Here is a 26,071-nt window from a genome sequence, read left to right as displayed (position 1 = left end):
ACGGGAGGGCACCCGAGTACGGGCGTCAGGGGGTGGGACGGAGGGCCGAGAGGGCTCTCAGGCGGGCCACCTGCTCGCGGCGCTCGGCGGCGGCCTGCTGTTCGAGGGTGTTCTCGGGGGCCTGCCACAGCAGGCGCTTGGTCGCGACGGCGGCCTCGGCGTTCACCGCCAGCAGCGCCTGCACCAGCTCCTGGACGGCGCCGTCGAGGTCCTCGCGCGGGACGACCCGTTCGGCCAGGCCGAGGCGGGCGGCCTCGTCGGCGAGGACGGTACGGGCCGTCAGGCACAGCTCCAGCGCCCGGGGGACGCCGACGATCTCGACGAGCGGCTTGGTGCCGGTGAGGTCGGGGACGAGCCCGAGCGCGGGCTCCTTCATGCAGAACTTCACGTCGTCGGCGACGATCCGGATGTCGCACGACAGCGCGAGCTGGAAGCCGCCGCCGATCGCGTGGCCGTGCACCGCCGCGACCGTCACGAGGTCGGGCCGCCGCAGCCACGTGTAGCCGTCCTGGAGCCCGGCGATGAACGCCTCGGTCTCCGCGGCGTCGGAACCGTCCGGGAAGCCCTCGCCGCCCTCGCCCGTGAACTGGGACAGGTCGATCCCGGCGGAGAACGAGGGGCCCTCGCCGCGTACGACCACGACGCGCACGGACGGCGGCAGCGACGCGCCCACCGCCGCCATGGTGCGCCAGGTGGCGAACGTGAGGGCGTTGCGGCGCTCGGGCCGGTCCAGCGTGAGCGTGGCGACCGCGCCGTCGACCTCCAGCCGCAGGCCCGCCGCGGCCAGGTCCTCCTCGGAGGGCCCCGCTCCGGCGGGGCCCGCCGGTCCGGCCGCGCCCTCCCCCGCGGCCGGGCCGCTGGCCGAATCCGGCCGTGCCCGCCCCGACTTCGCGTCCGTCATGACGTCCCTTTCCGCTGCGACCGTTTCCAGGGCGGAACATCGGTCCCGCCCGTCACGGCGGCCCGGGACGTCCGGAGGGACGGGCGGACCCGTGACGCCGGTCCCCGCCGACCGGCGTCACCCTGCCCGCCGCCGCGACCGAACCCTACTCGGCCGGTCGCGGCGGCGGCTCAGGCGGTGCGCTCATCCGGGGGTCGGCGTCCGTTCAGGACTTCTTGCCGCGGGTCGCGCCGCCGCGACCGCGCAGGTTGACGCCGGATTCGGTCAGAATCCGGTGGATGAACCCATACGAGCGGCCGGTGGCGGCTGCCAGGGCGCGGATGCTCTCGCCGGAGTCGTACCTCTTCTTGAGTTCCGCCGCCAGCTTGTCGCGCTCGGCACCGGTCACGCGGGTGCCCTTCTTAAGGGTCTCGGCCACGAGTACCTCCCGTAGTGATGTGGTGACCGCTGCGTTATCCCCCGCCATGATCAGTCATTCCCGGCCGTTCGGCTACCCACTCCGCCAGAAAAGATCTGCGGAAGTGACCATGCAGGTCACGCAAGTGCCACCAGATCGGCAAACTCGTCACTCCAGATGTCTTCGACACCATCGGGCAGCAAAATCACTCTTTCCGGCCGGAGCGCCTGCACCGCACCCTCATCGTGCGTCACCATGACGATCGCCCCGGCGAACGTGCGCAGCGCGCCGAGGATCTCCTCGCGGCTCGCCGGGTCGAGGTTGTTGGTGGGCTCGTCGAGCAGCAGCACGTTGGCGCTGGACACGACCAGCATCGCGAGGGCGAGCCGGGTCTTCTCCCCGCCCGACAGCACCCCCGCGGGCTTGTCGACGTCGTCGCCGGAGAACAGGAACGAGCCGAGGATCTTGCGGACCTCCACGGGGGCGAGGCCGGGCGCCGCCGACTGCATGTTCTCCAGGACGGACCGCTCGACCTCCAGGGTCTCGTGCTCCTGGGCGTAGTAGCCGACGCGCAGGCCGTGGCCGGGCACCACCGCGCCGGTGTCGGGCTTGTCGACCCCGGCCAGCATCCGCAGCAGGGTCGTCTTGCCCGCGCCGTTCAGGCCGAGCACGACGACGCGGCTGCCGCGGTCCACGGCCAGATCCACATCGGTGAAAATCTCCAAAGATCCGTACGATTTCGACAATCCCTCCGCGGTGAGGGGGGTCTTGCCGCACGGCGCCGGCTCCGGGAAGCGGATCCTCGCGACCTTGTCGGCCTGCCGCTCGCCCTCCACCCCGGCGAGGAGCTGCCGGGCCCGCCGGTCCATCTGCTGCGCGGCCTTGGCCTTGGTGGCCTTGGCGCGCATCTTGTCGGCCTGGGAGATCAGCGCGGTCGCCTGCCGCTGGGCGTTGGCCGTCTCGCGCTTGCGCCGCCGCTCGTCGGTCTCGCGCTGGTCGAGGTACTTCTTCCAGCCGACGTTGTAGATGTCGATCACGCTGCGGTTGGCGTCCAGGTGGAAGACCCGGTTGACCACCGCGTCCAGCAGCTCCACGTCGTGGCTGATCACCACCAGGCCGCCCTGGTGCGACTTCAGGAAGTCGCGCAGCCAGACGATCGAGTCGGCGTCCAGGTGGTTGGTCGGCTCGTCCAGCAGGAGGGTGTCGGCGTCGGAGAACAGGATGCGCGCCAGCTCCACCCGGCGCCGCTGCCCGCCCGACAGGGTGCCGAGCGGCTGGGACATGACCCGGTCGGGCAGGCCCAGGCTGGAGGCGATCGAGGCGGCCTCGGCCTCGGCCGAGTAGCCGCCGAGCACGTGCAGCCGCTCCTCCAGCCGCCCGTACCGGCGCACGGCCTTGTCGCGCCCGGCGCCCGACGCGGTCGCCATGGCCTCCTCGGCGGCGCGCAGCTCGCGGATCACCTCGTCCAGGCCGCGCGCCGACAGGATCCGGTCGCGGGCCAGCTCCGCCAGGTCGACGCCGCGCGGGTCCTGCGGGAGGTAGCCGATGGTGCCCGAACGGGTCACGTCGCCCTGCGCGGGGAGCGCCTCCCCGGCGAGGACCTTGGTGAGGGTCGTCTTGCCGGCGCCGTTGCGGCCGACGAAGCCGACCCGGTCGCCGGGGTTGACCCGGAAGGAGGCGGCCTCGATCAGCAGCCGGGACCCGGCGCGCAGCTCGATGTGGTTGGCAATGATCATGGTGACAGGGCTCCCCTGACGGAACGCTGGTGGACGAAGGGCAGCAGAACGGCGCGTCGCGGCCCGGGGCCCGCGACGCGCCGGGGAGCCTGTCAGCTCGCGTGCGGAAGCATCCGATCAGTGTACGTGACCCGGCGGACCGGAGCGGGTGACCCGCTCCGCCCGGCACCGCTCCGACCGCCCGTTCGGGAGGGCGGCCGGAGCGGGGACGGCCGTGAGCGGGGAGCGCGGTGCCGTGGCGGGGGGAACGGCCGGGGCGGATGTGGGTAGGGATGACCGTGCGGTGGCGGGCGTGCGACACGGTGCCGGGGCGCGGCCCCGGCGGAAGGAGTGAGCCTGCGATGACCCACGTGACCAGCAACGCCCCGACCGGCACGCCCAACTGGCTCGACCTCGGCATCCCCGACCTGGAACGGGCCAAGGAGTTCTACGGCGCCCTGTTCGGCTGGGACTTCCAGGACTTCGGGCCCGAGACCGGCCACTACCACGGCTGCTTCCTCGACGGCCGCATGGTGGCGGGGATGATGCGGAACCCCGACGAGAGCGCGGCGGCGTTCTGGTGGAACGTCTTCCTCGCGACCGACGACGCCGACGGCACGCTGGAACGGGTCGCCGACGCGGGCGGCACCGTGCTGATGCCCGCCGACGACGTGATGGAACTCGGGCGGATGGCGATGGCGGCCGACCCGGTGGGGGCGCCGTTCGGGCTCTGGCAGGGCCGGTCCCACATCGGCTCGCAGACCGTCAACGAACCGGGCTCGTTCACCTGGAACGAGCTGGTGACCGCGCGGCCGAAGCCCGCCCGCGACTTCTACACGGCCGTGTTCGGCTACACATTGGAGGCCGTGCCGGGCGGCGAGATCGACTACACGGCGCTGCTCCGGCCGGACGGGCGCGCGGTCGGCGGCATCCACGGGGAGCCGGACGCGGTGGCGTCGTCGTGGCTGACCTACTTCGAGGTCGAGGACGCCGACGCGGCCGTGGGGCGGGCCCGCGACGCCGGGGGCGCGGCGGCCGAGGCGTGGGACTCCCCGTACGGGCGCATGGCCGAGGTCCGCGACCCGTTCGACGTCGTCTTCCGGGTGATGCGGACCGCCGAGCACTGACCGCCGCCACCGGCCGCGCCGCCGCCGGCCGCGCCGCGGGCGCTACTGGCGTTCGGCGGACAGGCGCTGGGAGATGCTTTGCTGCAACCGCTGGAGGCCGGACGTGCCGACCATGCCGATCTGGCCCTCCAGGTCGCGCAGCATGACGTCGTCGCTCATCACGGCCTCGGAGGACTGCATCAGGACGGTGCCCTCGCCGGTGAAGTCGAACTGGTGCTCTTCGCCCGACGTCCCGCCGACCCCGAACACCATGCGAGCGGCGCCGAGCACGCCGCGCATGTAGGAGTGGTCGTAGTGGTGGCAGGGCGAGGGGCAGTCGGCCCAGCCGAGCAGCGCCTGCGGGTCGACCCGGATCGGCGGCTCGACGAAGTGGACGGGGCCGTTGGAGGCGGCCACGAACCGCCCGGTCCCGATCAGGGTGAGGAAGCCCGGGATGATCGACTGCTTGAGCTCCAGGCCGGGCTCGAACGCCAGCAGGTTCCCGGCGCGGATGGTGAGGTTGCCCTCGTCCAGGTCGAACGAGTTGACGTCGAACCCGCGGTCGGCGAGCAGCAGCTTGCCCTGCCCCTCGGCGACGATCCAGTCCTGCGCGTACAGCGGGGAGTGGAAGCTCGCGGCGACGAGCGCGTCGAGGGGCCCGGCCGACAGCGCCTCGAACCTGATCCGCCCGTAGTAGGCGATCATCTTGCCCTTCTGCGCGAACCACCGCCCGTTCAGGTCGACGCTGAACGCGTAGGGGTTGACGTTGTCGTTCGACGGGAGCGTGGCCGCGGTGAACGTGGGGGTGCTCACGGTCAGATCTTCCTCTCGCTGGCCTGCACGTAGACGACGCCGGAGCCGCTGAGCTGGAGCTGGAACCCCTCGCCCGAGCCGCGGCCGATCATCTCGCGCAGCCCGACGGCGGTGGTCAGCTTGTTCTGCACCTGGCCGCGGTGCGCCACGTACGCCTGCGGGTCGACGTGCACGGGCCGCTGCGGGGTGATGGGCAGCTCCATGACGCCGCCGTGCGACAGCAGCGCGCACGAGCCGTGCCCGTTGAGCGTGGTGGTGAACAGGCCCTGGCCGCTGACCGCGCCGCGGATCACGCCGCCGACGCCGCCCTGCTCGCCGAGGAACATCGTGCCGACCTGGAGGCTCGCGTCGTGCACGAGGAGCCGGTCGGCCTCGACGTAGAGGGTGTCGCCGGCCAGCTCGACGACGCCGACGTGCAGCCCCGACCGGCCGAACATCACCGTGCCCTGGCCGGTGACGTGCATCATCTCGGTGCGCTCGCCCGCGACGGCGCGGCCGAGGGCCCCGCCGATGCCCTGCCCGGCGGTCGCGGTCGGCGCGAACGCCACCCGCCCGGTGTAGGCGAGCATCGCGCCGCGCCGACTGTAGAGCTCCCGGCCAGGCCCGATCTCGACCTGGAGCATCTTGGAGTTGATCGAGGTGTATCCCGGCATCAGATCTCCAGAATCCCGCCGCGTTCGGCCGGCTGGACGTAGACCAGCCCGTGCCCCTGGTACCGGAACTGGACGCTCTCCCCCGAGCCCTGGCCGAGGACGGTGCGCCAGTTGACGTCGGTGACGACGTCCTGCTGGAGCTGCCCGAGATGGCCGACGTAGGCGTGCGGGTCCACGCAGAGCGGCTCGCTGGGCGAGACCTCCAGCGCGATCGCGGGCCCGTCCGACACGATCGCGGCGGTGCCGCTCCCCTCGACCTTGGTGGTCGCGAGGCCCTGCCCGGTGCCCATGCCGCGCAGCCCGACGAAGTGGACGCCGGTGCGCAGGCCCGCGTCGAGCGCGAGCAGGCTCTCGGACTCCACGAACAGCGTGTCGCCGTTCAGCCGGACCAGCGTGACCTCGGTCGCCTCGCTGGCGAGGAAGACGGTGCCCTGCCCGCTGACCTCCATGAGCGTCATGCCCTCGCCCGCGATCCTGCGCTTGAGCGCGCCGCGCAGGCCCTCGCCGCCGGTCATGCCCTGCCGCTTGAAGCTCATCTGCCCGTCGTAGGCGACCATCGCGCCGTTCAGCGCCTTGATCGTCTCCCCGGCGAGATCGACGGCCAGCATCTTGGAGCCGTTCAGTCGAAATTGCGCCACGGGCCCACAACCTACCGTCCGGAAGGGCCGAAAGGAGGGCCGAACCGGGACCGGCCGCGAACGGCGCGTTGGGAAGCCTGATCGCCCGGCTATCGGAGAAGATGTCCGGCATGTGGATCGCCCCCGAACACCGCAGCCTCAGCCGCTGGATCGTGCCCGGAACCGTCCTCGCCGCGGGGGTGGTGGTCGCCGCCGTGCTGGCGAGCGACGGGCACGGGGGCAAGGCGCTGGTCGCGCTCGCCGTCCTCGCCGGGTACGCCGCGCACCTGGCCTACCGGCGCAACGAGCCCGCACTGGCGATCAGCGAGTCGTTCGGCAGCGGCCACCGCGCCCGCGCGCACCTGAAGGCGGCGGCGATGACCGGCGACGTGCTGGTGGCCGCGCTCGTCGCGGCGGTCGTGGTGCAGGCGCTGCGCGGCGCGGACATCACGCCGTACGCGTGGCTCGCCGCGCTCGCCGGCGGAACGTACGCGGTGTCCGCGGTCGCGGGCGGCCGGGGCGTGTGAAGCGTTCCACGGCGCCCGGACCGGGACCGGGACGCCCGGACCCGTGCCCGGACGGCCCGCCGCCTGCGCGAATTGTGCGTTAACTTCTGCTGACAACTTCCGTTTCGTCCTTGGAGAAGCGGCATGATGCGGTTGTGTCAGCCGTGGATGTCCTGCTTCCGGCGAGGGCGGTGTTCCACCCGGTGGTCGATCTCGACACCGGGTCCGTCGTCGCCGTGGAGACGCACGCGGGGCCGTCCGGAGCGCCGCCCGCGGGCACGCGGGTGGACCCGGCGGCCGAGGACCTGCGGAGGGCGGTCGAGGCCGCGCGGGCCGCGGCCGGCCTCGGCACCCCCCTCCCCCTCCAGATCGGCCTGCGCGCCGACTCCCTGACCCACGGGGACGCGTTCCTCGCCGAGCTGCACCACGGGCTGGGCGAGACGGGACGGCGTCCCCAGGAGGTCATCATCTGCGTGACCGGCGGCTTCCACCCCTCGCAGCGCCCGGCGGTGTCCGGCGCGCTGCGCGGGCTGCGCCGGGCCGGCTACCTGGTCGGGCTCGCGGGCGTCGGCGCCGCGTACGCGCCGCTGGACCTGCTGGTGGACGGCGCGCCGTACCTGGCGAAGCTGGATCCTGAGCTGGCCCGGCGCACCGGCGGGGACCCGCGGCGGTCGGCGCTGGTGACCGCGCTGGTCGACCTCGCGCACCGGCTCGGCGCGCACGTGCTCGCGCCCGGCCTCGCGACCGAGGACCAGGTGCTGAACGTCCGCGAGCTCGGCGTGCGGCTCGTCCAGGGGCCCGCGCTCGCGCCGCCGGAGTGGCGGCCGGGGATGCCGATCACGGTCCCGGTCGCGGCGGAGGAGTCCGGGCGGCCCGACCGGGCGGTGCCCGACCTCGGGCCGCGGGTGTCGGAGTTCACGCTCCCGGCGGTCACGATGCCGCACACCGCGACCGCCGACGCCGTGCTGAACGCGCTGAACGCCGAGACGGGCACGACCAGCGTGGTCCTGGTGGACGAGCGGCAGCGGCCCCGCGCGACCGTGGACCGCACCCGGTTCCTGCTGCGGCTGTCGGGGGCGTACGGGCACGCGCTGCACGCGCACAAGCCCGCGGCGCGGCTGGCCGACCCGCCGCGGCTGGTGCCGCGGACCGTCCCGGCGGTCGCGGCGCTGCGGGCGGCGGGCCGGGAGGGCGACCGGGTGTACGACGACCTGGTCGTGGTGGACGAGCACGGCCGCTGCCTCGGGATCGTCCGGGTGTCGGACCTGATCCGCGGCCTCTCCCCCTGAAGCCCCTTTCCCTGGGCCCTCGTTCCGCCGGAAGTCCCTTCCCGCTGGGATTTCACAGGCTGTTGACCTGCCGCAAGGCCCTGAGACGGCCTTTGCGGGCCTGAGGGATCATTCGGGGGCGATACGTCCGTCATGCCGCCCGCGGCCGTCTCCTGCGCCAGGATCGCCGCCTGGACGCGGCTGCGCAGGCCGAGCTTGCCGAGGATGCGGCTGACGTGGGTCTTGGTGGTGGTCTCGGCCATGTCGAGGCGCGCGGCGATCTCGCCGTTGGACAGGCCCTCGCCGAGGCAGGCGAAGACCTCCCGCTCGCGCGGCGTGAGCTCGTCCAGGCCGGGCGGGCGGCCCGCGCCCTGGGCGAGCCTCGGGGCGCCGGCGAACGCGCCGATCAGCCGCCGGGTCACCTTGGGCGCGACGACGCCGTCCCCGGCGGCGACGGTCCGGACGGCCTCGACGAGGCGGTCGGCGTCGATGTCCTTGAGCAGGAACCCGGCCGCGCCCGCCCGCAGCGCCCCGAACACGTACTCGTCCACGTCGAACGTCGTGAGCACCAGCACGTCGGCGAAGCCCGAGATCTCGCGGGTGGCGGAGACGCCGTCCAGCCGGGGCATCCGGACGTCCATCAGCACCACGTCCGGGCGCAGGCGCCGGGCCAGCTCCACGGCCTCCTCGCCGTCGGCGGCCTCGGCCACCACCTCGATGCCGGGCGCGGCGCCGAGGATGAGCACCAGGCCCGCCCGCACCGCCGCCTGGTCGTCGGCCACCAGCACCTTGATCATCGGGTGTTCTCCCTCTCGCGCCCGTCCACCTCGACGGGAAGCTCGGCCCGGACCCGCCAGCGCCCGTCCTCGGGCCCGCGGCGAACGTCCCGTCCAGCATCGCGGCGCGCTCGCGCATGCCGATCAGCCCCGCGCCCGCGCCGGGCAGCCGCGGCGCGCCGTCCCCGCGCGGCAGCGGGCTGGACACCTCGACCACCACGCGGCGCGGGCCGTACTCCAGCAGCACCTCGGCGTGGCCGGGCCCGCCGTGCTTGAGCGCGTTGGTCAGCGACTCCTGGACGATCCGGTACGCGGCGAGCTCGACGGCGGACGGCAGCTCGGCGGGCTCGCCCGCCACCTTCAGCCCGGCGGTGAGGTCGGAGCGGGCGGAGCGCCGGACGAGCCGGTCCAGCTCGGCGAGGCGCGGCGCGGCCGGCGGGTCGCTCGGCGCCCCGGCGCTCCCGTCGCGGAGCAGGCCGATCATGCGGCGCATCTCGGCGAGGCCCTGCACACTGTTCTCCCGGATGATCTCCATGGACCGGTCGAGCCCCTCCCGGTCCAGGTCGCGGACCTTCAGGACGGCCGAGGAGTGCAGGGCCACGGCGCTCAGGTGGTTGGCGATGACGTCGTGCAGCTCGCGGGCCATCCGCGCGCGCTCGGCGCTCACCGCGCCGCGCCGGTCGAGCTCGGCGAGCCGCACCGTCTGCTCGGCCCGCACCCGCTCGGCCTCGGCCTTGTCGCGGTGCTCGCGGACGGCCATCGCCGTCAGCACCGGCCCGGTCCACGTCACCCCCGCGATCGCGGCGGTGACCACGGCGCCGCTGACGCTGTGCAGCGCCAGCCCGGCGGCGACGGCGCAGGCGGCGGTCACCGCGACGGTCGCGCCGAGCAGCCACTCCGCGGCGGGCCGGCGGCGGTAGAGGCTCGCGGCGTACAGCGCGTCGCCGTAGATGATCGCGCTCGCGAAGCTCGGCCCGATCACCACGTCGGCGATGTTGAACGGGGTGGCGGCGGCGAGCGCGAGCAGCGGAGCGGTGCGGCGGAACGGCACCATCGCGGCCAACCCGAGCAGCGGCACGAACCGCCAGCCGAGCCCCACGGCGTCGGACGGCGTCCAGCGCGCGTAGCCGTGCGCGAGGAGCACGAGCGCGCCGCCGGCCAGCGTCGCGAGGGCGATCAGGACGTCCTGGCGCGTGGTGGGGACGCGGCGGAGGGCCGCGCGGGCGAATGGCACCCCTCCATCTCAGCATCCCCGCGACGGTGCCCGGCTCCGACCTGCGGCCGGACCGCGTACATCGTTCGGAGGACGCCGGGCCGCCGGGCCGCCCCGGCTCCCGGGATCAGCTCCGGGTCGCCCGCAGCGCGAGGGTGAGGAGCGGGTAGTCGAACTCGCCGTCGGCGGTCTCGGGCACCGACCGCAGGTAGCCGACGATCGCGGCGAGCACGGCGTCCCGCTCGTCCGGCTCCAGCACCAGCATGTGGGAGTGGGTGCCGATCGTCGCGGCCATCGACTCGGCCGTGCGGCGGTGCGCGTGCGGGAACTCCCCGCGCTCGAACGCCGGGAACTCCTTGGTGGCGGGCAGCGTCTCCGACTCCTTGCGCTGGAACGACACGCTGCTGCGCGAGGCGGCCTTCAGCCCGGCGACCCACGGGACGGTGTCGACGTCGGTGTTCCACAGGGCCGCCAGGACGCCGCCGGGCGCGAGGACGCGGTGGATCTCGGGGAGCGCCCGGTCGTGGTCGAACCAGTGCATGGCCTGCCCGACCAGCACGGCGTCCACGGCGGCGTCCGGCAGCGGGATGTCCTCGGCGCCGCCCGCGAGCATCCGCACGCCCGGCACGCGGCGTCCGAACTCCTCCCGCATGCCCGGGTCGGGCTCGACGGCGGTGATCCGTCCGGCGGGGACGCCGTCGTTCAGCAGGACCTCGGTCAGCTTGCCCGTCCCGGCGGCGAGGTCGAGCACGCGGAGCGGCGCGCGGCCGGCGACGGGCTCCAGGGCCCAGCGGACGGCCGCGGCGGGGTAGTCGGGGCGCTCGTCGGCGTACGCGGCGGCGCTGGCTCCGAACGAGGAGGCGCGGCGTGCGGCGAGATCGGGATCGCTGTCGGGAACCTGGTACATCACGTGGCCACGGTAAAGGTTCAGCGGCCCGCCCGCGATCCCGCCCGGGACCGGCCGGGGCGGCGTGGCGGGGCCGGCCGGGTCGAGCGCGTGGCCCGGCCCCCGCGCGGGCGGGCGGGGGCCGGGCCGCGGTCAGGGGCCGCTGAGGGCCTCGGTCGGGCGAGGCGCGCGGCGCGGATCGCCGGGTACAGCCCGGCGACGCCCCCGATGACCAGCGTCGCGCCGACGCCGCCCGCCATCGCCCACGGCGGCACCACCGTCGGCCAGCCCTGCGTCACCGCGAAGACGGCGGTGACCGCGATGCCGAGCGCGACGCCGCCGACCCCGCCGAGCGCGGCGAGCAGCTGCGACTCGGTGAGGAACTGGAGCCTGATCTGCCCCGCGTTGCGCCGAGCGAGCGGCGCAGCCCGATCTCCGCGCGCCGCTCCAGCACCGAGATCACCATCGTGTTGGCGACGCCGACCCCGCCGACCAGCAGCGCGACCCCGCCGAGCCCGAGCAGCAGCCCGGTGAACGCCTCGTCGGTGGCGTTCTCGGCGGCGAGCGCGTCGGACGGGCGGCTCACCTCGATCTCGTTCGGCGACCGCGGGTTGGCCGTCGCGGCGAGCAGTTCCCGTACGTCCTCCACCGCGTCCTTCTCGGCGCGGGTGTAGACGGTCGTCGGGTGGCCGTCGAACCCGAGCCGCGCCGCCGCGACGTCCCAGCCGACGAGGGCCGCCGAGTCGAACTCGGGCGCCAGGTCGTTCGGCGCGAGGATCCCGACGACGGTGAACCACTGCGACCCGAGCCAGACCTGCGCGCCCGGCGCGGCGACGCCGAGCCGGTCGGCCGACGCCGAGCCGAGCACGACGGCCGGGTAGCGGCCGGTGCCCGCGTTCAGCCAGCGGCCCGCGACGGTGCCGAGGCCGACCGTGCGGGGCAGGTCGAGGCGGGCCGCGAGGACGCTGATCCCGCCGCTCTCCCCCTCGGGGATGCGGTCGTTGCGGTACACCTTCACGTCCAGCTTGCCGGTCCCCGACACCGACCGGACGTGCTCGATCCGGCTGATCATCGGCACCGTGTCCACGGGCAGCTTCGCGTCGTCGCCGAAGAAGTCGCGGCCGGGCGCGACGGTCAGCAGGTTCGTGCCGAGCCGGTCCAGGGTGGCCTGGAGCTGCGCGCGGCTGGAGGTGGAGATCCCGACGACGCCGATCATCGCGGCGATCCCGATCGCGATGCCGAGCGCCGACAGGAACACCCGCAGCGGGCGGGCGCGGAGCCCGGCCGCGCCGACGCGCAGGACGTCGCGGGGCCCGAGCCGGGCGGGCGCCGCCTCCCCCTCGTCCCCGCCGCGCCCGGGCGGCGGCGCACCGGGCGGCGTCGCCGGGAGGTCGGGCCGCGTGGCGGCGTCGCCGGTCACCGGTCCGCCTCCGTCCCGGTCTCGTCCCGGACGATCCGCCCGTCGCGCATCCGCACCCGCCGGGGCAGGGCCGCGGCGATGTCCCGGTCGTGGGTGATCACGATGACGGCGGTGCCGGACCCCGCGAGCCCCCGCAGCAGGTCCAGCACGCCCGCGCCGGACGCCGAGTCGAGGGCGCCGGTCGGCTCGTCCGCGAGCAGCATCGCCGGCTCGCCGACGACCGCGCGGGCGATCGCCACCCGCTGCTTCTCGCCGCCGGAGAGCTGGTGCGGGCGGTGCCCGAGGCGGTGCCCGAGCCCGACCCGCTCCAGCGCGCGCCGGGCGCGGCGGCGCCGCTGCGCCTGCGGGACGCCCCCGTACAGCAGCCCGTCGGCGACGTTGTCGAGCGCGCTGACCCCGGCGGCCAGGTGGAACTGCTGGAACACGAACCCGATCCGCCGGGCCCGCAGCGCCGACAGGCGCCGGTCGCTCAGCAGCGACACGTCCCGCCCCTCGACCAGGACGGTGCCGCCGCTCGGCCGGTCCAGCGTGCCGATCAGATGCAGCATGGTCGACTTGCCCGAGCCGGACGGCCCGGCGATCGCGACCAGTTCGCCCGCGCCGACCGCCAGCGACACCGCGTCCAGCGCGACCACGCCGCCCGGGTACGTCTTGCCGACGTCCCGGAGCTCCACCACCGGGCTCACGCGGGCACTCCGACCTTCGCCCCGGCCGCCAGCCCGGCCCCGGTGACCTCGACCTTGCCGTCCGCGAACGCGCCCGTCTCCACCGGGACGTCGCGCACCGCGCCGCCGTCCACGACCTGCACCGCGTAGCCGCCGCCGGGCCGCGCGAGCAGCGCCGCGACCGGCACCGCCAGCACGTCCGCGTGCCGGTCCGCGACCAGCAGCACGTCCACCGGCGCCTTGTCGTACGAGCCGAGCGTCCGCTGCCGCCGCACCGCGATGGTGATCTTGACGGTGGTCGGGTCGTCGCCGTGCCCCTCGGTCGCGACCTTCCCGACGCCGGTGATCGTGCCCTTGGTGGCGCCGCCCTCCGGCAGCTCGATCGACACCTCGGCGCCCTTCCTCGCGAGCCGCTGGTACTGCACGTCCAGGTCCACGCTCACCGTCCGGGTCGTCCCGGTGTAGGTGAGCACGGCCCCGCCGAGCCTGTCGCCCGCCTGCGCCTTGCGCTGCGCGACCCGGATCTCGCCCGGGACGACCAGCGCCGACCCCGGCGCGACCTTCCCCGTCTCGGTGACGCCGAGGTCCTCCTGCCAGCGCCGCACCGCGTCGGCGGTCGCCGGGCCGTAGGTCGTGTCGACCGTGAAGCCGGTGTAGCCGAGGGCCGCGAGGTTCCGCTCGAACTGCCTCACGTCCGTGCCCTCCGTCCCTCGGCGAGGGTCCGGTACAGCGGGAGCCGCCCGTACAGCAGCGGAACGGGGCGGTTGTCGACCATGTACGCCGAACGGCCCCGCGTCACCACCGCCCCGGGCGCGGCGATCCACGTCAGGGTGCCGCGACCGCCCCCGCCCGTCGCGACGCGGTCCCCGCCGTAGCCGAGCGTCCCGTCCACCTTCTGCGTCTCCACCAGCGTCGTCCGCTCCACCTCCGCCGTCGCGGGCGGGACCCGGCTGCGCGCCTCGGCCTTGTCGTCCCCGCCGCCGAGGCCCGCGGTCGCGAGCCCGGCCCCGCCGATCACCACCACGCCGCCGATGCCGAGCGCGACGGTCCGCGCGCGCCTCATCCGCCGCTCCGGCCGACCCGGGTCCCGCCGCCGCCCGGCTGGTACTTGCGGCACGCCTTATCGGCCGCCTTGAACGTGGCGCCGTCGGGGTTGTTCGCGCTGCCCGGCGCCTCCTTCGCGTCGAAGCGCATCCCGCCGTTCGCGTCCGGGTCCTGCATCTGGACGCCGTGCTCGCGCATGCACTTGGCGAACGCCCGCATCCGGGAGATCTCCTCCGGGGACGCCTTGCGCGGCTTCCCGCCGTCCGGCATGAAGTGCCGGCACTTCTCCTGCGCGGCCTTCGTCTTGTCGTCCGGGCCGCCGAAGTTCTTGGCCGGGCCGCCGGCGGTCCCCTGCGGTTTGGCGGAGTTGCGGATCTCGATCCGGCCGTCCACCGGGTCGTCCATGTCCACGCCGTTCTCGCGCATGCACCGGGCGAACCGCCGCAGCTTGTCCATGTCCCCGGCCGACGGGCTCTTGCGGTCGCCGCCGCCGGCGCCCTTCGCCTCGTTCCCGCCCGAGCCCCCGCAGCCGGACAGGGCGAGCGCGGCCGCCAGGAACAGGGCCGCGACCACTCGTCGTCGCATCGTCGTCTCCTCGTCGCCGCCGCCGGGCGCGTCCCGGCGGTCGGGGAGGAGTCCACCGGCGGGCGGATAACCCCGGCGTAACCGTTTCTCGTTATGCCCGCGTTACGCCCGGTGCCCCAGGATCTGGCGCAGACCCCAGCGGAACGAGGGACGGGACCCGTGCGCGTACTGATCGCCGAGGACGAGCGGATGCTCGCCGACTCCATCGCCGAGGGCCTGCGGGCCGAGTCCCTCGCCGTGGACGTCGTCTACGACGGGGACGCCGCGCTGGAGCGCCTCGGCGTGAACGACTACGACGTGCTCGTCCTGGACCGCGACCTGCCCGTCGTGCACGGCGACGACGTGTGCCGCGCCGTCGTGGAGTCCGGCGCGCACGTCCGCGTCCTGATGCTGACCGCCGCCGTCGCCGTCCCCGCCCGCGTCGCGGGCCTGCGGATCGGCGCCGACGACTACCTGACCAAGCCGTTCGCGTTCGAGGAGCTCGTCGCGCGCGTGCACGCCCTGTCGCGCCGCGCGCGCCCCGCCGAGCCGCCGATGCTGGAACGCGCCGGGATCCGCCTGGACCCGGCCCGCCGCGAGGTCTACCGCGACGGCCGGTTCGTGCACCTGGCCCGCAAGGAGTTCGGCCTGCTCGCCGAGCTGCTGCGCGCGGGCGGGGCCGTCGTCACCACCGAGCGGCTCCTGGAGAAGGTGTGGGACGAGCACACCGACCCGTTCACCAACACCGTGCGGGTGACGCTGATGAAGCTGCGCCGCAAGCTCGGCGACCCGCCCGTCATCGAGACCGTCCCGGGAGTGGGGTACCGCCTGCCATGAGCGCGCTCGACCACACGATCACGCAGCGGCTGCGGCCGACGATCCGGGTACGGCTCACGCTGCTGTACGGCGGGCTGTTCCTCGCGGGCGGCATCGTGCTGCTCGCGCTGACGTACCTGCTGGTGAAGGGCAGCCTCCAGCCGCCCGGCGACAAGCTGTTCGGCAAGAGCGGCGTCACCGAGCGGACCGTCGAGCAGGGGCCGCCGGAGACCTCGTTCAGCGGCACCGCCCCGAGCCCGGGACGGGCACCGTGCTGTCGCCCAAGCAGAGCCGGCAGGTCATCGGGCAGGCCGAGAACCTCCAGCGCGAGACGCTGAGGTCGCTGCTGACCCAGGGCGGGATCGCGCTCGGGTGGTCGGCGCGGCGGCGCTCGCGTTCGGCTGGCTGATCGCCGACCGGGCGCTGCGGCCGGTGCAGCGGATCACCGAGACGGCGCGGCGGGTGGCGCGCAGCCACGACCTCACCGAGCGGATCGCCTACGCCGGCCCGCGCGACGACGTCAAGGAGCTGGCCGACACGTTCGACACGATGCTCGGGCGGCTGGCGCGGGCGTTCGACGGGCAGCGGCACTTCGTCGCGAACGCCTCGCACGAGCTGCGCACGCCCCTCGCCATCAACCGGACGCTCGTGGACGTGGCGGTGCGCCGCCCGGACGCGACCGAGGACGTCAAACGGCTCGGCGAGTCGCTGCTGGTCGTCAACGGCCGCCACGAGCGGCTCATCGACGGGCTGCTCACCCTCGCCGGCAGCGAGAACACCGTCACCGACGCGTCCGCGCTGGACCTCGCCGACGTGGCCGGGCACGTGCTCGACCAGGCCGGCGCGGAGGCCGCGGCGCGCGGGATCGGGACGGCGCGGGAGCTGTCGCCCGCGCCGGTCGCGGGCGATCCCGTCCTCCTCGAACGGCTCGTCCAGAACCTCGTGGAGAACGCCGTCCGGCACAACCGCGACGGCGGCGACCTCACGGTCGCGACCGGCGTGCGGAACGGGTGGGCGGAGGTGGCGGTCGCCAACACCGGGCCCGTCGTCCCGCCGTACGAGATCGAGACGATCTTCGAGCCGTTCCGGCGGCTCGGCACCGACCGGGTCCGCTCCGACCGCGGGTCGGGCCTCGGGCTGTCGATCGTCCGCGCCACCGCGCAGGCGCACGGCGGCACGGTGACGGCGTCGCCCCGCCCGTCCGGCGGGCTGACCGTCACCGTCCACCTGCCGGCCCGGTGGTTCGTGCCGGGGAACGGCGCGGAGGCCGCGCCCCGCCGGGGCGCGGCCTCCGGATGACGCCGGGCCTCGCGGCGCCGGGGGCGCCGGGGGCGGCCAGGACGCCGGAAACGACTGTCAGACGTTGAAGCCGAGGGCGCGGAGCTGGTCGCGGCCGTCGTCGGTGATCTTGTCCGGGCCCCACGGCGGCAGCCAGACCCAGTTGATCTTGACGTCCTTGACCAGGCCCTCCAGCGCGCTGTGCGCCTGGTCCTCGATCACGTCGGTGAGCGGGCAGGCGGCGCTGGTCAGCGTCATGTCCAGGGTCGCGACCTCGTCGGACAGGTCGATCCCGTAGATCAGGCCGAGGTCGACCACGTTGATGCCGAGCTCCGGGTCGACGACGTCCTTCAGCGCCTCCAGGATCTCCTCCTCCGCGGCGGTCCCGGCCGGGCCCTCCGCGGCGGCGGTGTCCGGGGCCTGCGCGGCCTCCGGGGCCTGCGCGGCGTCGGTGGTCCGGGCGGCGTCGGTGGTCTCCGCGGCGTCGGTCGCGGGGGTGTCGCTCATGTTGCCTCTCCGAGTGCTCGGGCGGTCGCGTCCTTCCACGCCATCCAGGCGAGCAGGGCGCACTTGATCCGGGCGGGGTACTTGGACACCCCGGCGAAGGCGATCGCGTCCTCCAGGACGTCCTCGTCGGGCTCGGCGTCCCGGCCGCGCGACTGCATCAGCGCGAGGAACTCGTCGCCGACCGCCATCGCCTCCTTCACCGACCTGCCGATGACCAGGTCCGACATCACCGACGCGCTCGCCTGGCTGATCGAGCAGCCCATCGCGTCGTAGGAGACGTCGGCGATCCGGGCGTCCTGGCCCTCGCCCTCCAGGTGCACGCGCAGGGTCACCTCGTCGCCGCAGGTCGGGTTGACGTGGTGCGCCTCGCCCTCGAAAGGCTCCCGCAGCCCCTTGTGCAGGGGGTTGCGGTAATGGTCCAGGATGACCTCCTGGTACATCGCCTCAAGCTCCATGGCTTCCTTTCCGGGCCCTTCCTTCGTTCGTTCAAACAGGCGCGCGCCCCCACCTGTTCCTCAGGCGGTGCCATCCCCGCCCCGCCGTTCCTCAGGCGGTGCCGTTCCCGGCCCGCCGTTCCTCAGGCGGTGCCGAAGAACTTTTGGGCCTGGCGGACGCCGTCGGCGAGGGCGTCCAGGTCGGCCAGGGTGTTGTAGAGGTAGAACGTGGCGCGGGTCGTCGCCGGGATCCCGTAGCGGCGGCAGATCGGCCACGCGCAGTGGTGCCCGACCCTGACCTCGACGCCCAGCTCGTCGAGCACCTGCCCGACGTCGTGCGGGTGGATGCCGTCCACGGTGAACGACACCGCGCCGCCGCGCGCCTCGGTCGTGCCCGGCCCCACGAGGTTGACGCCGGGGATCTCGGTGAGCCGTTCGAGGGCGTACCCGACGAGGGTCTCCTCATGCTCGCGCACCCGGTCCATGCCGATCTCGGACAGGTAGTCGCACGCGGCGCCGAGCCCGACCGCCTGCGCGGTCATCGGGACGCCCGCCTCGAACCGCTGCGGCGGCGGCAGGAAGGTCGAGCCCTCCATCCGCACCACCTCGATCATCGACCCGCCGGTGATGAACGGCGGCATCGCCTCCAGCAGCTCGTGCCGCCCCCACAGCACGCCGATCCCGGTCGGGCCGAGCATCTTGTGCCCGGAGAACGCCAGGAAGTCGGCGCCGAGCGTCGCGACGTCCACCGGCTGGTGCGGCACCGACTGCGCGCCGTCCACCACGACGACCGCGCCGACCCGGTGCGCGCGCTCGGCGATCAGCGCGACCGGCGGAACGGTCCCGAGCACGTTGGACTGGTGGGTGACCGCGACGACCTTGGTGCGCTCGTTCACCAGCGTGTCGAGCTCCGCGAGGTCGAGCCGCCCGTCGTCGGTCAGGCCGAACCAGCGCAGCGTCGCGCCCGTCCGCTGGCAGAGCTGCTGCCAGGGGACGAGGTTGGCGTGGTGCTCCATCTCGGTCACCACGACCTCGTCGCCGGGCCCGACCCGGAACCGCTCGGCCTCGGGACCGGCCGTCGCCGCGTTGCTCATCGCGTACGCGACGAGGTTGATGCCCTCGGTGGCGTTCTTGGTCAGCACGATCTCGCCCGGCACCGCGCCGATGAACGAGGCGATCGACGCGCGCGCGTTCTCGTACGCCTCGGTCGCCTCCTCGGAGAGCAGGTGCGCGCCGCGGTGCGGGCGGCGTTGTGCCGCTCGTAGAACTCCCGCTCGGCGTCCAGCACCCGCACGGGCTTCTGCGACGTGGCGCCCGAGTCGAGGTAGACCAGGTCGCGCCCGCCTCGGACGGTCCGCTGGAGCAGCGGGAAGTCCTTCTTGAGCTCCTCGGGCAGCAACGTCATAGCGCCGCGCCCGCCTTCGCGTACTTCTCGTAGCCCTCGTTCTCCAGCTCGTCGGCCAGCTCCGGGCCGCCGTCGGCGACGACGCGGCCGCCCGCGAACACGTGCACGAAGTCGGGCTTCACGTACCGCAGGATGCGCGTGTAGTGCGTGATCAGCAGCACGCCGGTCTCGCCGCTCGCGCCGAACCGGTTGACGCCCTCGGAGACGACCTTCAGCGCGTCCACGTCGAGGCCGGAGTCGGTCTCGTCCAGGACGGCGACCTTCGGCTTCAGCAGTTCGAGCTGGAGGATCTCGTGGCGCTTCTTCTCGCCGCCGGAGAAGCCCTCGTTCAGGCTGCGCTGCGCGAACGCCGGGTCGATGGCCAGGTTCTCCATCGCCGTCTTCAGCTCCTTGGAGAACTCGCGCAGCTTCGGCGCCTCACCGCGCACGGCGGTCATCGCCGAGCGCAGGAAGTTGGACACCGAGACGCCCGGCACCTCGACCGGGTACTGCATCGCGAGGAAGAGCCCGGCGCGGGCGCGCTCGTCGACGCTCATCGCGAGGACGTCCTCGCCGTCCAGCGTCACCGCGCCCGAGGTCACCTCGTACTTCGGATGCCCGGCGACGGCGTAGGCGAGGGTGGACTTGCCGGAGCCGTTCGGCCCCATGATCGCGTGGGTCTCGCCGGCCTTGACGGTCAGGTCGACCCCGCGCAGGATCTCCTTGGTCCCTTCGGCGCCGTCGGCGACGGAGACGTGGAGGTCGCGGATCTCTAGCGTGGCCATAACTGTTCGGGACCTTCTATTCGTCAGAGCCGAGGGAGACGTAGACGTCGCCGTCCTCGACCTTCACCTTGTACGTGGCGACCGGCTGCGTGGCCGGCGGGTTGGTGGGCTTGCCGCTGGCCAGGTCGAAGCACGACCCGTGCAGCCAGCATTCGATGGTGCCGTCGTACACCTCGCCCTCGGAGAGGGACACCTCCGCGTGCGAGCAGATGTCGCTCAGCGCGAAGACGCCCTCGCCGCTGCGGACGAGCGCGACGGGCGTGTCGTCGATCTCGACGGCGAGCGCGCCGTCCTGCGGGATCTCGGCCAGCGGGCACACCCTGGTGTACGTCATCGGTCGAGCTCCGCCTCGATCGCCTCCCGGACCTTCTCGCGGACCTCGTCGACCTCGATCCGCTCGATGAGCTGGCCGAGGAAGCCCCGCACCACCATGCGCCGGGCCTGGTCGAACGGGATGCCGCGCGCCTGGAGGTAGAACAGGTGCTCGTCGTCGAGCCGGCCGGACGCCGAGGCGTGCCCGGCGCCGACGACCTCGCCGGTGAGGATCTCCAGGTTCGGCACCGAGTCGACGCGCGTCCCGTCGGTGAGGACGAGGTTGCGGTTGAGCTCGTAGGTGTCGGTGCCCTCGGCCTCCGCGCGGATGATCACGTCGCCGATCCAGACGGCGTGCGCGCCCTCGTCCTGGAGCGCTCCGCGGTAGTCGACGCGGCTGCGGCAGTTCGGCACGGTGTGGTCGACCAGCAGGCGGTGCTCCAGGTGCTGGCCGCCGTCGGCGAAGTACACGCCGTAGAGCGTGGCGTCGCCGCCGGGCGCGCCGTAGGAGACCGTCGGGGACACCCGCACGAGGTCGCCGCCGAGCGTGACGTTGTGCGAGGTGAACCGGGCGTCGCGGCCGAGCCTGGCGTGCTGGTGCGAGACGTGCACGGCGTCGTCGGCCCAGTCCTGGAGGCTGATCACCGACAGCGCCGCGCCGTCGCCGACGACGAACTCGACGTTGTCGGCGTACGTCGCCGAGCCGCGGTGCACGAGCACCACGGTGGCCTGGGCGAACGGCTCCAGGATGACCGTGGTGTGCCCGTACGCGGCGGCGGAGGCGTCCTCGCCGCGCAGCCGCAGGACGGTCGGCGCGGAGGCGACCGCCTCCTTCGGCACGGTCACGACCGTGGCCTGGGAGAACGACGCCCACGCCTGGGCGCTGACGCGGTCGGCGGGCTCGTAGGCCCGGCCGAGGCGCGCGTCGTCGCGGCCGACCGTCTCCACGGCGGCCTCGGGCGCGGCCTCGACCTCGACGATGACCTTGCCGTCGGCCTCGGCCGTCCCGTTGTGCAGGCCGCGCAGGCGGCGCAGCGGCGTGAACCGCCACTCCTCCTCGCGGCCCGTCGGGACCTCGAAGTCGGCGACCTCGTAGGAGGCCTTCTCGTGCAACGTCGAGAGAGGCCGTGAGTCCAGGCCCATCAGCCGACGGCTCCTTCCATCTGCAGTTCGATGAGCCGGTTGAGCTCAAGCGCGTACTCCATCGGCAGCTCGCGCGCGATGGGCTCGACGAACCCGCGCACGATCATCGCCATCGCCTCGTCCTCGGTGGCGCCGCGGCTCATCAGGTAGAACAGCTGGTCCTCCGACACCTTGGAGACGGTGGCCTCGTGGCCCATCTCCACGTCGTCCTCGCGGACGTCCACGTAGGGGTAGGTGTCGGAGCGGCTGATCTGGTCGACGAGCAGCGCGTCGCACTTGACCGTGGACCGGCTGTGCTCGGCGCCCTCCTGGATCTGGATCAGGCCCCGGTAGGACGTCCGGCCGCCGCCGCGCGCCACCGACTTCGACACGATGGTGGACGAGGTGTTGGGCGCGGCGTGCACCATCTTGGCGCCGGCGTCCTGGTGCTGGTCCTCGCCCGCGAACGCGATCGACAGGGTCTCGCCCTTGGCGTGCTCGCCGAGCAGGTAGACCGCCGGGTACTTCATCGTGACCTTGGAGCCGATGTTGCCGTCGATCCACTCCATGGTGGCGCCCTCGTAGGCGACGGCGCGCTTGGTCACGAGGTTGTAGACGTTGTTGGACCAGTTCTGGATGGTGGTGTAGCGGACGCGGGCGTCCTTCTTCACCACGATCTCCACCACGGCCGAGTGCAGCGAGTCCGACTTGTAGATCGGGGCGGTGCAGCCCTCGACGTAGTGCACGTACGAGCCCTCGTCGGCGATGATCAGCGTCCGCTCGAACTGGCCCATGTTCTCGGTGTTGATCCGGAAGTAGGCCTGGAGCGGGATCTCCACGTGCACGCCCGGCGGGACGTAGATGAACGAGCCGCCCGACCACACCGCGGTGTTGAGCGCGGCGAACTTGTTGTCGCCGACCGGGATCACCGAGCCGAAGTACTCCTGGAAGATCTCCGGGTGCTCCCTGAGCCCCGTGTCGGTGTCCAGGAAGATGACGCCCTTCTCCTCAAGGTCCTCGCGGATCTTGTGGTAGACGACCTCGGACTCGTACTGGGCGGCGACGCCGGCGATGAGGCGCTGCTTCTCCGCCTCGGGGATGCCGAGCTTGTCGTAGGTGTTCTTGATGTCCTCGGGAAGCTCCTCCCAGGACGTCGCCTGCTGCTCGGTCGAGCGGACGAAGTACTTGATGTTCTCGAAGTCGATGTCGGACAGGTCCGAGCCCCAGGTCGGCATCGGCTTCTTGGCGAACAACCGCAGCCCCTTGAGCCGCAGGTCGAGCATCCAGTCGGGCTCGCTCTTCTTGCCCGAGATGTCGCGGACGACGTCCTCGTTCAAGCCGCGCCGGGCCGAGGCGCCGGCGGCGTCGGAGTCGGCCCAGCCGAACTTGTACCTGTCGAGCCCTTCCAGCTCTGGGTGGGCTGCAGTAGTCATAGGGAGGTCCTCCCGGACTCCTCGTCATGTGCAAGTGTCGGCGCGGGGGGAGGACCCCCCGCGCCCGCCGGCGGCTCCGCCGGTTCGTGCCCGCCGCCCGCCCCGTCCCCTCCGCAGAGGGAGCGGGGGCTGACGTGGGTGGTGCAGATCCCGTCGCCGTGGGCGATGGTCGCCAGCCGCTGCACCGGGGTGCCCAGCAGCCTGCTGAACGCCTCGGTCTCGGCCTCGCACAGCTGCGGGAACTCCGCGGCGACGTGCGCGACCGGGCAGTGGTGCTGGCAGAGCTGCTCCCCGCCGCCCGGCTGGGGCGCCTTGGCGGCGGCGGCCGCGTAGCCGTCGCCGGACAGCGCCTCGGCCAGCTCGCGGACCCGCTGGTGGGGCGGGGCCGCCTGGACGACCGGGTGGTAGCGGCGTTCGAGGTCGGCGATCTGCCGCCGGGCGAACTCGGCGACCGCCCGCTCCCCCGCCGTCTCGGCGAGGAACCGGAGCGCGCTGGTCGCCAGGTCGTCGTAGGCGTGCACGAACGCGCTGCGCCCGGCGTCGGTGATGGCGAACCACTTGGCCGGGCGGCCGCGCCCGCGCCGCGTCTGCGGGCGGGCCCGGCGCACCTCGATCATGTCGTCGGCGAGCAGGGCGTCCAGGTGGCGCCGGATCGCGGCCGGCGTCAGGCCGACCCGCTCCCCCAGCGCCGAAGCGGTGATCGGGCCGTGCTCCAGGATGAGCCGGGCCACCCGCGCGCGCGTGTCGCGCTCGCTGTTGCCGCTCCCGGAGCGGGCTCCGCTCCCGCCAACGTGCGCACTCTCCGGCGGCGCGCCGACGGGCCGCGCGGTGGCGGCCTCGGCGCTCGTCGGATCCTCGCTCACGTTTTTCACAACATCAGTGTGCCCTAATTCCTTCCGCCGGGCCAACGGAACGTCCGATGTCCTCGCTCACACAGGTAAGCCTTACCTACGTCCCGCCCGCCTTCCGCTTCCGCCCGCCGCCGCCCTGCCGGGGCCGCCGGACGCGCGGCGGCGCCGCGTTCCGGGGCTCGCGGGGCAGCACCACGACGGGGCACGAGGACGCGCGGACGATCTTGCCGGAGGTCGCGCCGAGGAACACCTTGCGCAGCGGGCCGTCATGGCTCGACATGCACGCCAGCACCTCGCCGGGGAGCATATCGACCGAGCGCAGGGCCTTGGCGATCCCGGTCCCGTCCGCCGTCTCGGTCCGCACCTCCAGGCCGGGCCCGGCGAGGCTCGCCGCCTGCTCGGCCGCGCGCGCCAGGTCCCGTTCGGCCCGGTCGAGCTGCCGCCGGACGACGTCCTCGGCGTTCCCCCGGAACTTGGCGGCGAGGCCGGGCGGGCGCGGCACCAGCGTGACGAGCCGTACGGGCAGGCCGAGCGAGGCGGCGATCGCGGCCGAGGAGGCCAGCGGGGCGTCGGCGTCGCGGCGCGGCCAGTACGCGACGGTGAGGCGCTCGAACCGGTCCGGGGCGCCCTCGGCGTACCCGCGCGGGGCGAGCATGACCGGCACGGGCGAGCCGTGCAGGAGCTGGTCGGCGGTGCTGCCGATCGCGATCCGGTCGCGGCGGCCGCGCGGGGCCGAGCCGACGACGATCAGGTCGGCGCGCACCTCCTCGGCGATGTCGATCAGGCCGCGCCCGCTGCCCCGGTGGGCGTGCACCCGCGGGTCCAGGGACCGCTTCGGCACCTTCAGCTCGGCGAGCCGGGCGGCGCCCTGCTCGACGGCCGCCCGCGCCTGGTCCCTGAGGTAGGCGACCCACTCGGCGTCGACCGAGCCGGGGCCGCGCGCGGGCCAGGCGGGCGGGTGGACGTTCGCGACGGTCAGCGGCGACCTCGCGGCGCGGCAGACGAGGGCGGCCAGCGCGAGCGCGTCCTCGCCCCGCTCGTCGGGCGAGTAGCCGACGACGACCCGCATCGGGTCCTGCTGGCTCATGGGCTCTCCTTCCGGAGCTCGGGCGGCTTGGCGAGGCGCGAGTGGCGGCGCCCGTAGGCGAAGTAGGCGACGAGGCCGACCGCCGCCCAGGCCAGGAAGACCAGCCAGGTCACCCCGCCGAGGCCGACCATCAGGTAGACGCAGAAGCCGATCCCGAGCAGCGGCGTGACCGGGTAGAACGGCGTGCGGAAGCTGCGCGGCATCTCGGGCCTGGTCCGGCGCAGCACGATCACCCCGGCGCTGACCAGCGCGAACGCGAACAGCGTGCCGATGCTGGTGGCGTCCACCAGCTTGCCGAGCGGGACCAGCGCCGCGAGCACCGCGATGAACGAGGCGACGATCAGCGTGTTGGCGACCGGGACCGAGGCGCGCCGGCTGACCTTCTGGAACACCGGCGGGACGAGCCCGTCCCGCGACATCGCGAACAGGATGCGCGTCTGCCCGTACATGACGGTCAGCACGACGCTGGCGATGGCGACGACGGCGCCGAACGACAGCACGATCGACGGCCACGACATCCCGGTCGACTCGTCCAGCACCTTGGCCAGCGACGCCTCCGAGCCGCTCAGCGCGAACCGCCGCCAGGACATCGCCCCGACCGCGGCGAGCCCGACCGCGACGTACACGAGGGTCACGATGACCAGCGACAGGATGATCGCGAGCGGCAGGTCGCGCTTGGGGTTCTTGGCCTCCTCGCCCGCGGTGGACGCCGCGTCGAACCCGATGTAGGAGAAGAACACCTTCGAGCCGGCGGCGCTGACGCCCGCCCACCCCATCGGCACGAACGGCGACATGTTCCCGGACTTGAACGCCGTCGCGGCGACCGCGCAGAAGAACACCAGCACGCCGATCTTCAGGAAGACCATGATCATGTTGGCGACGGCGCTCTCGGACGTCCCGCGCAGCAGCAGGGACGCGGCGATCGCCACCACCGCGACGGCGGGCAGGTTGATCCAGCCGCCGTCGCTGCCCGGCGAGCCGCTGACCGCCGCGGGCAGCGTGAACCCGAACGCCTTGTCGAAGAACTCGTTCAGGTAGGAGCCCCAGCCGACCGCGACGGCCGACACCGACACCGCGTACTCCAGCAGCAGGCACCACCCGCACACCCACGCGACGAGCTCGCCGAGCGTGGCGTACGCGTAGGAGTAGGACGAGCCCGAGACCGGGATCGTCCCGGCGAGCTCGGCGTACGACAGGGCGGAGAACAGCGCGGTGACCGCGGCCAGCACGAACGCCAGCGTCACGGCGGGGCCGGCGAGCGGGACCGCCTCGCCCAGCACCACGAAGATCCCCGTGCCGAGCGTCGCGCCGACGCTGAACAGCGTCAGCTGGAGCAGGCTCATCGACCGCTTGAGCTCGCCGCCCTCGCCCTGCCCGCCCTCGGCGACGATGTCGTCGACCGGTTTGGTCCTGACCAGGCTGTGCAGCAGCGTCCCCGGCGGCGAACCGCCGGACGGCGCCGTTCCGGAAGCCAATGCGTTCCCCCCGTAGTCCTGCGTCGGCCGCGTTCGGCCTCCG

The 26,071-nt window shown here is 73.8% G+C and carries 26 protein-coding genes and 4 pseudogenes; 6 read left to right on the top strand and 24 right to left on the bottom strand.

Annotated elements, in window-relative coordinates:
* Positions 1 to 25: 25 nt before the first annotated feature.
* The 3 genes from GEV43_RS37720 to GEV43_RS37710 form a co-directional block, all read right to left on the bottom strand.
* On the bottom strand, positions 26 to 901 hold the full coding sequence (locus GEV43_RS37720; protein ID WP_160825489.1) for an enoyl-CoA hydratase/isomerase family protein: 876 nt from the start codon (positions 899 to 901) through the stop codon (positions 26 to 28).
* Positions 902 to 1,106: 205 nt separating this feature from the next.
* Positions 1,107 to 1,319 (bottom strand): helix-turn-helix domain-containing protein, encoded by a 213-nt coding sequence (locus GEV43_RS37715; RefSeq protein WP_012852589.1) that lies wholly within the window; start codon positions 1,317 to 1,319, stop codon positions 1,107 to 1,109.
* 116 nt (positions 1,320 to 1,435) lie between these two features.
* Positions 1,436 to 3,034, bottom strand: coding sequence for an ABC-F family ATP-binding cassette domain-containing protein (locus GEV43_RS37710; RefSeq protein ID WP_160825488.1), 1,599 nt, complete (start codon positions 3,032 to 3,034; stop codon positions 1,436 to 1,438).
* A 341-nt stretch (positions 3,035 to 3,375) separates the two neighbouring features.
* Here GEV43_RS37710 and GEV43_RS37705 point away from each other — a divergent pair, with 341 nt between their 5' ends.
* Positions 3,376 to 4,140 carry a VOC family protein gene (locus tag GEV43_RS37705; protein WP_160825487.1) on the top strand — a complete coding sequence of 255 codons (765 nt, stop codon included), beginning with the start codon at positions 3,376 to 3,378 and terminating at the stop codon, positions 4,138 to 4,140.
* Positions 4,141 to 4,182: 42 nt separating this feature from the next.
* Here GEV43_RS37705 and GEV43_RS37700 read toward each other — a convergent pair whose 3' ends face one another.
* Genes GEV43_RS37700 through GEV43_RS37690 form a run of 3 tightly spaced genes read right to left on the bottom strand, consistent with a single transcriptional unit; the run spans position 4,183 to position 6,223 of the window.
* Entirely contained in the window at positions 4,183 to 4,932 is a 750-nt protein-coding gene (locus GEV43_RS37700; RefSeq protein WP_160825486.1) for an AIM24 family protein, read from the bottom strand.
* A gap of 2 nt (positions 4,933 to 4,934) precedes the next feature.
* Positions 4,935 to 5,585: an AIM24 family protein gene (locus GEV43_RS37695; protein ID WP_160825485.1), complete on the bottom strand. Its 651-nt coding sequence runs from the start codon at positions 5,583 to 5,585 to the stop codon at positions 4,935 to 4,937.
* Positions 5,585 to 6,223, bottom strand: a complete 639-nt coding sequence (locus tag GEV43_RS37690) for an AIM24 family protein (protein ID WP_309240142.1) — start codon at positions 6,221 to 6,223, stop codon at positions 5,585 to 5,587. Before GEV43_RS37690 ends, GEV43_RS37695 begins: the two co-directional genes overlap by 1 nt.
* 110 nt (positions 6,224 to 6,333) lie before the next feature.
* Here GEV43_RS37690 and GEV43_RS37685 point away from each other — a divergent pair, with 110 nt between their 5' ends.
* Entirely contained in the window at positions 6,334 to 6,729 is a 396-nt protein-coding gene (locus GEV43_RS37685; protein ID WP_160825484.1) for an ABC transporter permease, read from the top strand.
* A 134-nt stretch (positions 6,730 to 6,863) separates the two neighbouring features.
* On the top strand, positions 6,864 to 7,997 hold the full coding sequence (locus tag GEV43_RS37680) for an EAL domain-containing protein (RefSeq protein ID WP_309240141.1): 1,134 nt from the start codon (positions 6,864 to 6,866) through the stop codon (positions 7,995 to 7,997).
* A gap of 137 nt (positions 7,998 to 8,134) precedes the next feature.
* Here the strand turns inward: GEV43_RS37680 and GEV43_RS37675 are convergent.
* The 8 genes and pseudogenes from GEV43_RS37675 to GEV43_RS37645 form a co-directional block, all read right to left on the bottom strand.
* Positions 8,135 to 8,773 (bottom strand): annotated as a pseudogene (locus GEV43_RS37675) (response regulator); the annotation flags it as partial.
* Positions 8,774 to 9,272: 499 nt separating this feature from the next.
* A pseudogene (locus tag GEV43_RS52155) lies at positions 9,273 to 9,398 on the bottom strand (histidine kinase); the annotation flags it as partial.
* Positions 9,399 to 10,092: 694 nt separating this feature from the next.
* On the bottom strand, positions 10,093 to 10,872 hold the full coding sequence (locus GEV43_RS37665; protein ID WP_160826067.1) for a class I SAM-dependent methyltransferase: 780 nt from the start codon (positions 10,870 to 10,872) through the stop codon (positions 10,093 to 10,095).
* 20 nt (positions 10,873 to 10,892) lie between these two features.
* Positions 10,893 to 12,067, bottom strand: a pseudogene (locus GEV43_RS37660) (ABC transporter permease).
* Between the two features lie 200 nt (positions 12,068 to 12,267).
* A complete protein-coding gene (locus tag GEV43_RS37655) occupies positions 12,268 to 12,948 on the bottom strand; it encodes an ABC transporter ATP-binding protein (protein ID WP_160826066.1) in 681 nt (226 codons plus the stop codon).
* A gap of 5 nt (positions 12,949 to 12,953) precedes the next feature.
* Positions 12,954 to 13,628, bottom strand: a complete 675-nt coding sequence (locus tag GEV43_RS48570; protein WP_206681568.1) for a peptidoglycan-binding protein — start codon at positions 13,626 to 13,628, stop codon at positions 12,954 to 12,956.
* Entirely contained in the window at positions 13,625 to 13,999 is a 375-nt protein-coding gene (locus GEV43_RS48565) for a hypothetical protein (RefSeq protein ID WP_206681567.1), read from the bottom strand. Before GEV43_RS48565 ends, GEV43_RS48570 begins: the two co-directional genes overlap by 4 nt.
* Positions 13,996 to 14,565 (bottom strand): hypothetical protein, encoded by a 570-nt coding sequence (locus GEV43_RS37645; RefSeq protein ID WP_160825483.1) that lies wholly within the window; start codon positions 14,563 to 14,565, stop codon positions 13,996 to 13,998. Before GEV43_RS37645 ends, GEV43_RS48565 begins: the two co-directional genes overlap by 4 nt.
* Positions 14,566 to 14,724: 159 nt before the next feature.
* Here GEV43_RS37645 and GEV43_RS37640 point away from each other — a divergent pair, with 159 nt between their 5' ends.
* The 3 genes from GEV43_RS37640 to GEV43_RS37630 are packed head-to-tail and all read left to right on the top strand — an operon-like array spanning position 14,725 to position 16,659.
* Positions 14,725 to 15,381 (top strand): response regulator transcription factor, encoded by a 657-nt coding sequence (locus GEV43_RS37640; RefSeq protein ID WP_309240140.1) that lies wholly within the window; start codon positions 14,725 to 14,727, stop codon positions 15,379 to 15,381.
* Positions 15,378 to 15,698, top strand: coding sequence for a hypothetical protein (locus tag GEV43_RS37635; RefSeq protein ID WP_160825481.1), 321 nt, complete (start codon positions 15,378 to 15,380; stop codon positions 15,696 to 15,698). Before GEV43_RS37640 ends, GEV43_RS37635 begins: the two co-directional genes overlap by 4 nt.
* Before the next feature lie 34 nt (positions 15,699 to 15,732).
* Positions 15,733 to 16,659 (top strand): HAMP domain-containing sensor histidine kinase, encoded by a 927-nt coding sequence (locus GEV43_RS37630; protein ID WP_206681566.1) that lies wholly within the window; start codon positions 15,733 to 15,735, stop codon positions 16,657 to 16,659.
* Between the two features lie 57 nt (positions 16,660 to 16,716).
* On the opposite strand, the gene GEV43_RS37625 is transcribed toward GEV43_RS37630, so the two are convergent.
* The 10 genes and pseudogenes from GEV43_RS37625 to GEV43_RS37580 all read right to left on the bottom strand — a co-directional run bounded on the left by GEV43_RS37625 (position 16,717) and on the right by GEV43_RS37580 (position 26,028).
* Positions 16,717 to 17,145, bottom strand: coding sequence for a metal-sulfur cluster assembly factor (locus GEV43_RS37625; RefSeq protein WP_160825480.1), 429 nt, complete (start codon positions 17,143 to 17,145; stop codon positions 16,717 to 16,719).
* On the bottom strand, positions 17,142 to 17,600 hold the full coding sequence (gene sufU, locus GEV43_RS37620; protein WP_160825479.1) for a Fe-S cluster assembly sulfur transfer protein SufU: 459 nt from the start codon (positions 17,598 to 17,600) through the stop codon (positions 17,142 to 17,144). The genes GEV43_RS37625 and sufU overlap by 4 nt, the downstream gene beginning before the upstream one ends.
* A 122-nt stretch (positions 17,601 to 17,722) precedes the next feature.
* A pseudogene (locus GEV43_RS37615) lies at positions 17,723 to 18,984 on the bottom strand (cysteine desulfurase).
* Positions 18,981 to 19,748, bottom strand: a complete 768-nt coding sequence (sufC, locus tag GEV43_RS37610) for a Fe-S cluster assembly ATPase SufC (RefSeq protein ID WP_160825478.1) — start codon at positions 19,746 to 19,748, stop codon at positions 18,981 to 18,983. Before sufC ends, GEV43_RS37615 begins: the two are co-directional and overlap by 4 nt.
* Positions 19,749 to 19,764: 16 nt before the next feature.
* Complete coding sequence (locus GEV43_RS37605) at positions 19,765 to 20,082, bottom strand: non-heme iron oxygenase ferredoxin subunit (RefSeq protein WP_160825477.1); 318 nt, start codon at positions 20,080 to 20,082, stop codon at positions 19,765 to 19,767.
* Positions 20,079 to 21,203 carry a Fe-S cluster assembly protein SufD gene (gene sufD, locus GEV43_RS37600; protein WP_160825476.1) on the bottom strand — a complete coding sequence of 375 codons (1,125 nt, stop codon included), beginning with the start codon at positions 21,201 to 21,203 and terminating at the stop codon, positions 20,079 to 20,081. Before sufD ends, GEV43_RS37605 begins: the two co-directional genes overlap by 4 nt.
* Entirely contained in the window at positions 21,203 to 22,615 is a 1,413-nt protein-coding gene (sufB, locus tag GEV43_RS37595; RefSeq protein ID WP_160825475.1) for a Fe-S cluster assembly protein SufB, read from the bottom strand. The genes sufD and sufB overlap by 1 nt, the downstream gene beginning before the upstream one ends.
* Complete coding sequence (locus GEV43_RS37590; RefSeq protein WP_160825474.1) at positions 22,612 to 23,478, bottom strand: metalloregulator ArsR/SmtB family transcription factor; 867 nt, start codon at positions 23,476 to 23,478, stop codon at positions 22,612 to 22,614. The genes sufB and GEV43_RS37590 overlap by 4 nt, the downstream gene beginning before the upstream one ends.
* A gap of 85 nt (positions 23,479 to 23,563) precedes the next feature.
* Complete coding sequence (locus GEV43_RS37585; protein WP_241684187.1) at positions 23,564 to 24,553, bottom strand: universal stress protein; 990 nt, start codon at positions 24,551 to 24,553, stop codon at positions 23,564 to 23,566.
* On the bottom strand, positions 24,550 to 26,028 hold the full coding sequence (locus tag GEV43_RS37580; RefSeq protein WP_206681565.1) for an amino acid permease: 1,479 nt from the start codon (positions 26,026 to 26,028) through the stop codon (positions 24,550 to 24,552). The genes GEV43_RS37585 and GEV43_RS37580 overlap by 4 nt, the downstream gene beginning before the upstream one ends.
* Positions 26,029 to 26,071: the final 43 nt, after the last annotated feature.

Origin of the sequence: Actinomadura sp. J1-007, from assembly GCF_009793335.1 — a bacterium.
Taxonomy (GTDB): Bacteria; Actinomycetota; Actinomycetes; order Streptosporangiales; family Streptosporangiaceae; genus Spirillospora; species Spirillospora yumaensis.
Note: the sequence above shows the minus strand (reverse complement) of the source record. Positions and strands in the feature narration are given on the sequence as shown.

Bases quoted from the DNA above. Each gene is read 5' to 3' on its own strand.
- GEV43_RS37585 (WP_241684187.1), bottom strand. From the start codon at position 24,553: ATGAGCCAGCAGGACCCGATGCGGGTCGTCGTCGGCTACTCGCCCGAC.
- sufC (WP_160825478.1), bottom strand. From the start codon at position 19,748: ATGGCCACGCTAGAGATCCGCGACCTCCACGTCTCCGTCGCCGACGGC.
- sufD (WP_160825476.1), bottom strand. From the start codon at position 21,203: ATGGGCCTGGACTCACGGCCTCTCTCGACGTTGCACGAGAAGGCCTCC.
- sufU (WP_160825479.1), bottom strand. From the start codon at position 17,600: ATGGAGCTTGAGGCGATGTACCAGGAGGTCATCCTGGACCATTACCGC.
- GEV43_RS37625 (WP_160825480.1), bottom strand. From the start codon at position 17,145: ATGAGCGACACCCCCGCGACCGACGCCGCGGAGACCACCGACGCCGCC.
- sufB (WP_160825475.1), bottom strand. From the start codon at position 22,615: ATGACTACTGCAGCCCACCCAGAGCTGGAAGGGCTCGACAGGTACAAG.
- GEV43_RS37645 (WP_160825483.1), bottom strand. From the start codon at position 14,565: ATGCGACGACGAGTGGTCGCGGCCCTGTTCCTGGCGGCCGCGCTCGCC.
- GEV43_RS37665 (WP_160826067.1), bottom strand. From the start codon at position 10,872: ATGTACCAGGTTCCCGACAGCGATCCCGATCTCGCCGCACGCCGCGCC.
- GEV43_RS37635 (WP_160825481.1), top strand. From the start codon at position 15,378: ATGAGCGCGCTCGACCACACGATCACGCAGCGGCTGCGGCCGACGATC.
- GEV43_RS48565 (WP_206681567.1), bottom strand. From the start codon at position 13,999: ATGAGGCGCGCGCGGACCGTCGCGCTCGGCATCGGCGGCGTGGTGGTG.
- GEV43_RS37710 (WP_160825488.1), bottom strand. From the start codon at position 3,034: ATGATCATTGCCAACCACATCGAGCTGCGCGCCGGGTCCCGGCTGCTG.
- GEV43_RS37685 (WP_160825484.1), top strand. From the start codon at position 6,334: ATGTGGATCGCCCCCGAACACCGCAGCCTCAGCCGCTGGATCGTGCCC.
- GEV43_RS37705 (WP_160825487.1), top strand. From the start codon at position 3,376: ATGACCCACGTGACCAGCAACGCCCCGACCGGCACGCCCAACTGGCTC.
- GEV43_RS37720 (WP_160825489.1), bottom strand. From the start codon at position 901: ATGACGGACGCGAAGTCGGGGCGGGCACGGCCGGATTCGGCCAGCGGC.
- GEV43_RS37695 (WP_160825485.1), bottom strand. From the start codon at position 5,585: ATGCCGGGATACACCTCGATCAACTCCAAGATGCTCCAGGTCGAGATC.
- GEV43_RS37605 (WP_160825477.1), bottom strand. From the start codon at position 20,082: ATGACGTACACCAGGGTGTGCCCGCTGGCCGAGATCCCGCAGGACGGC.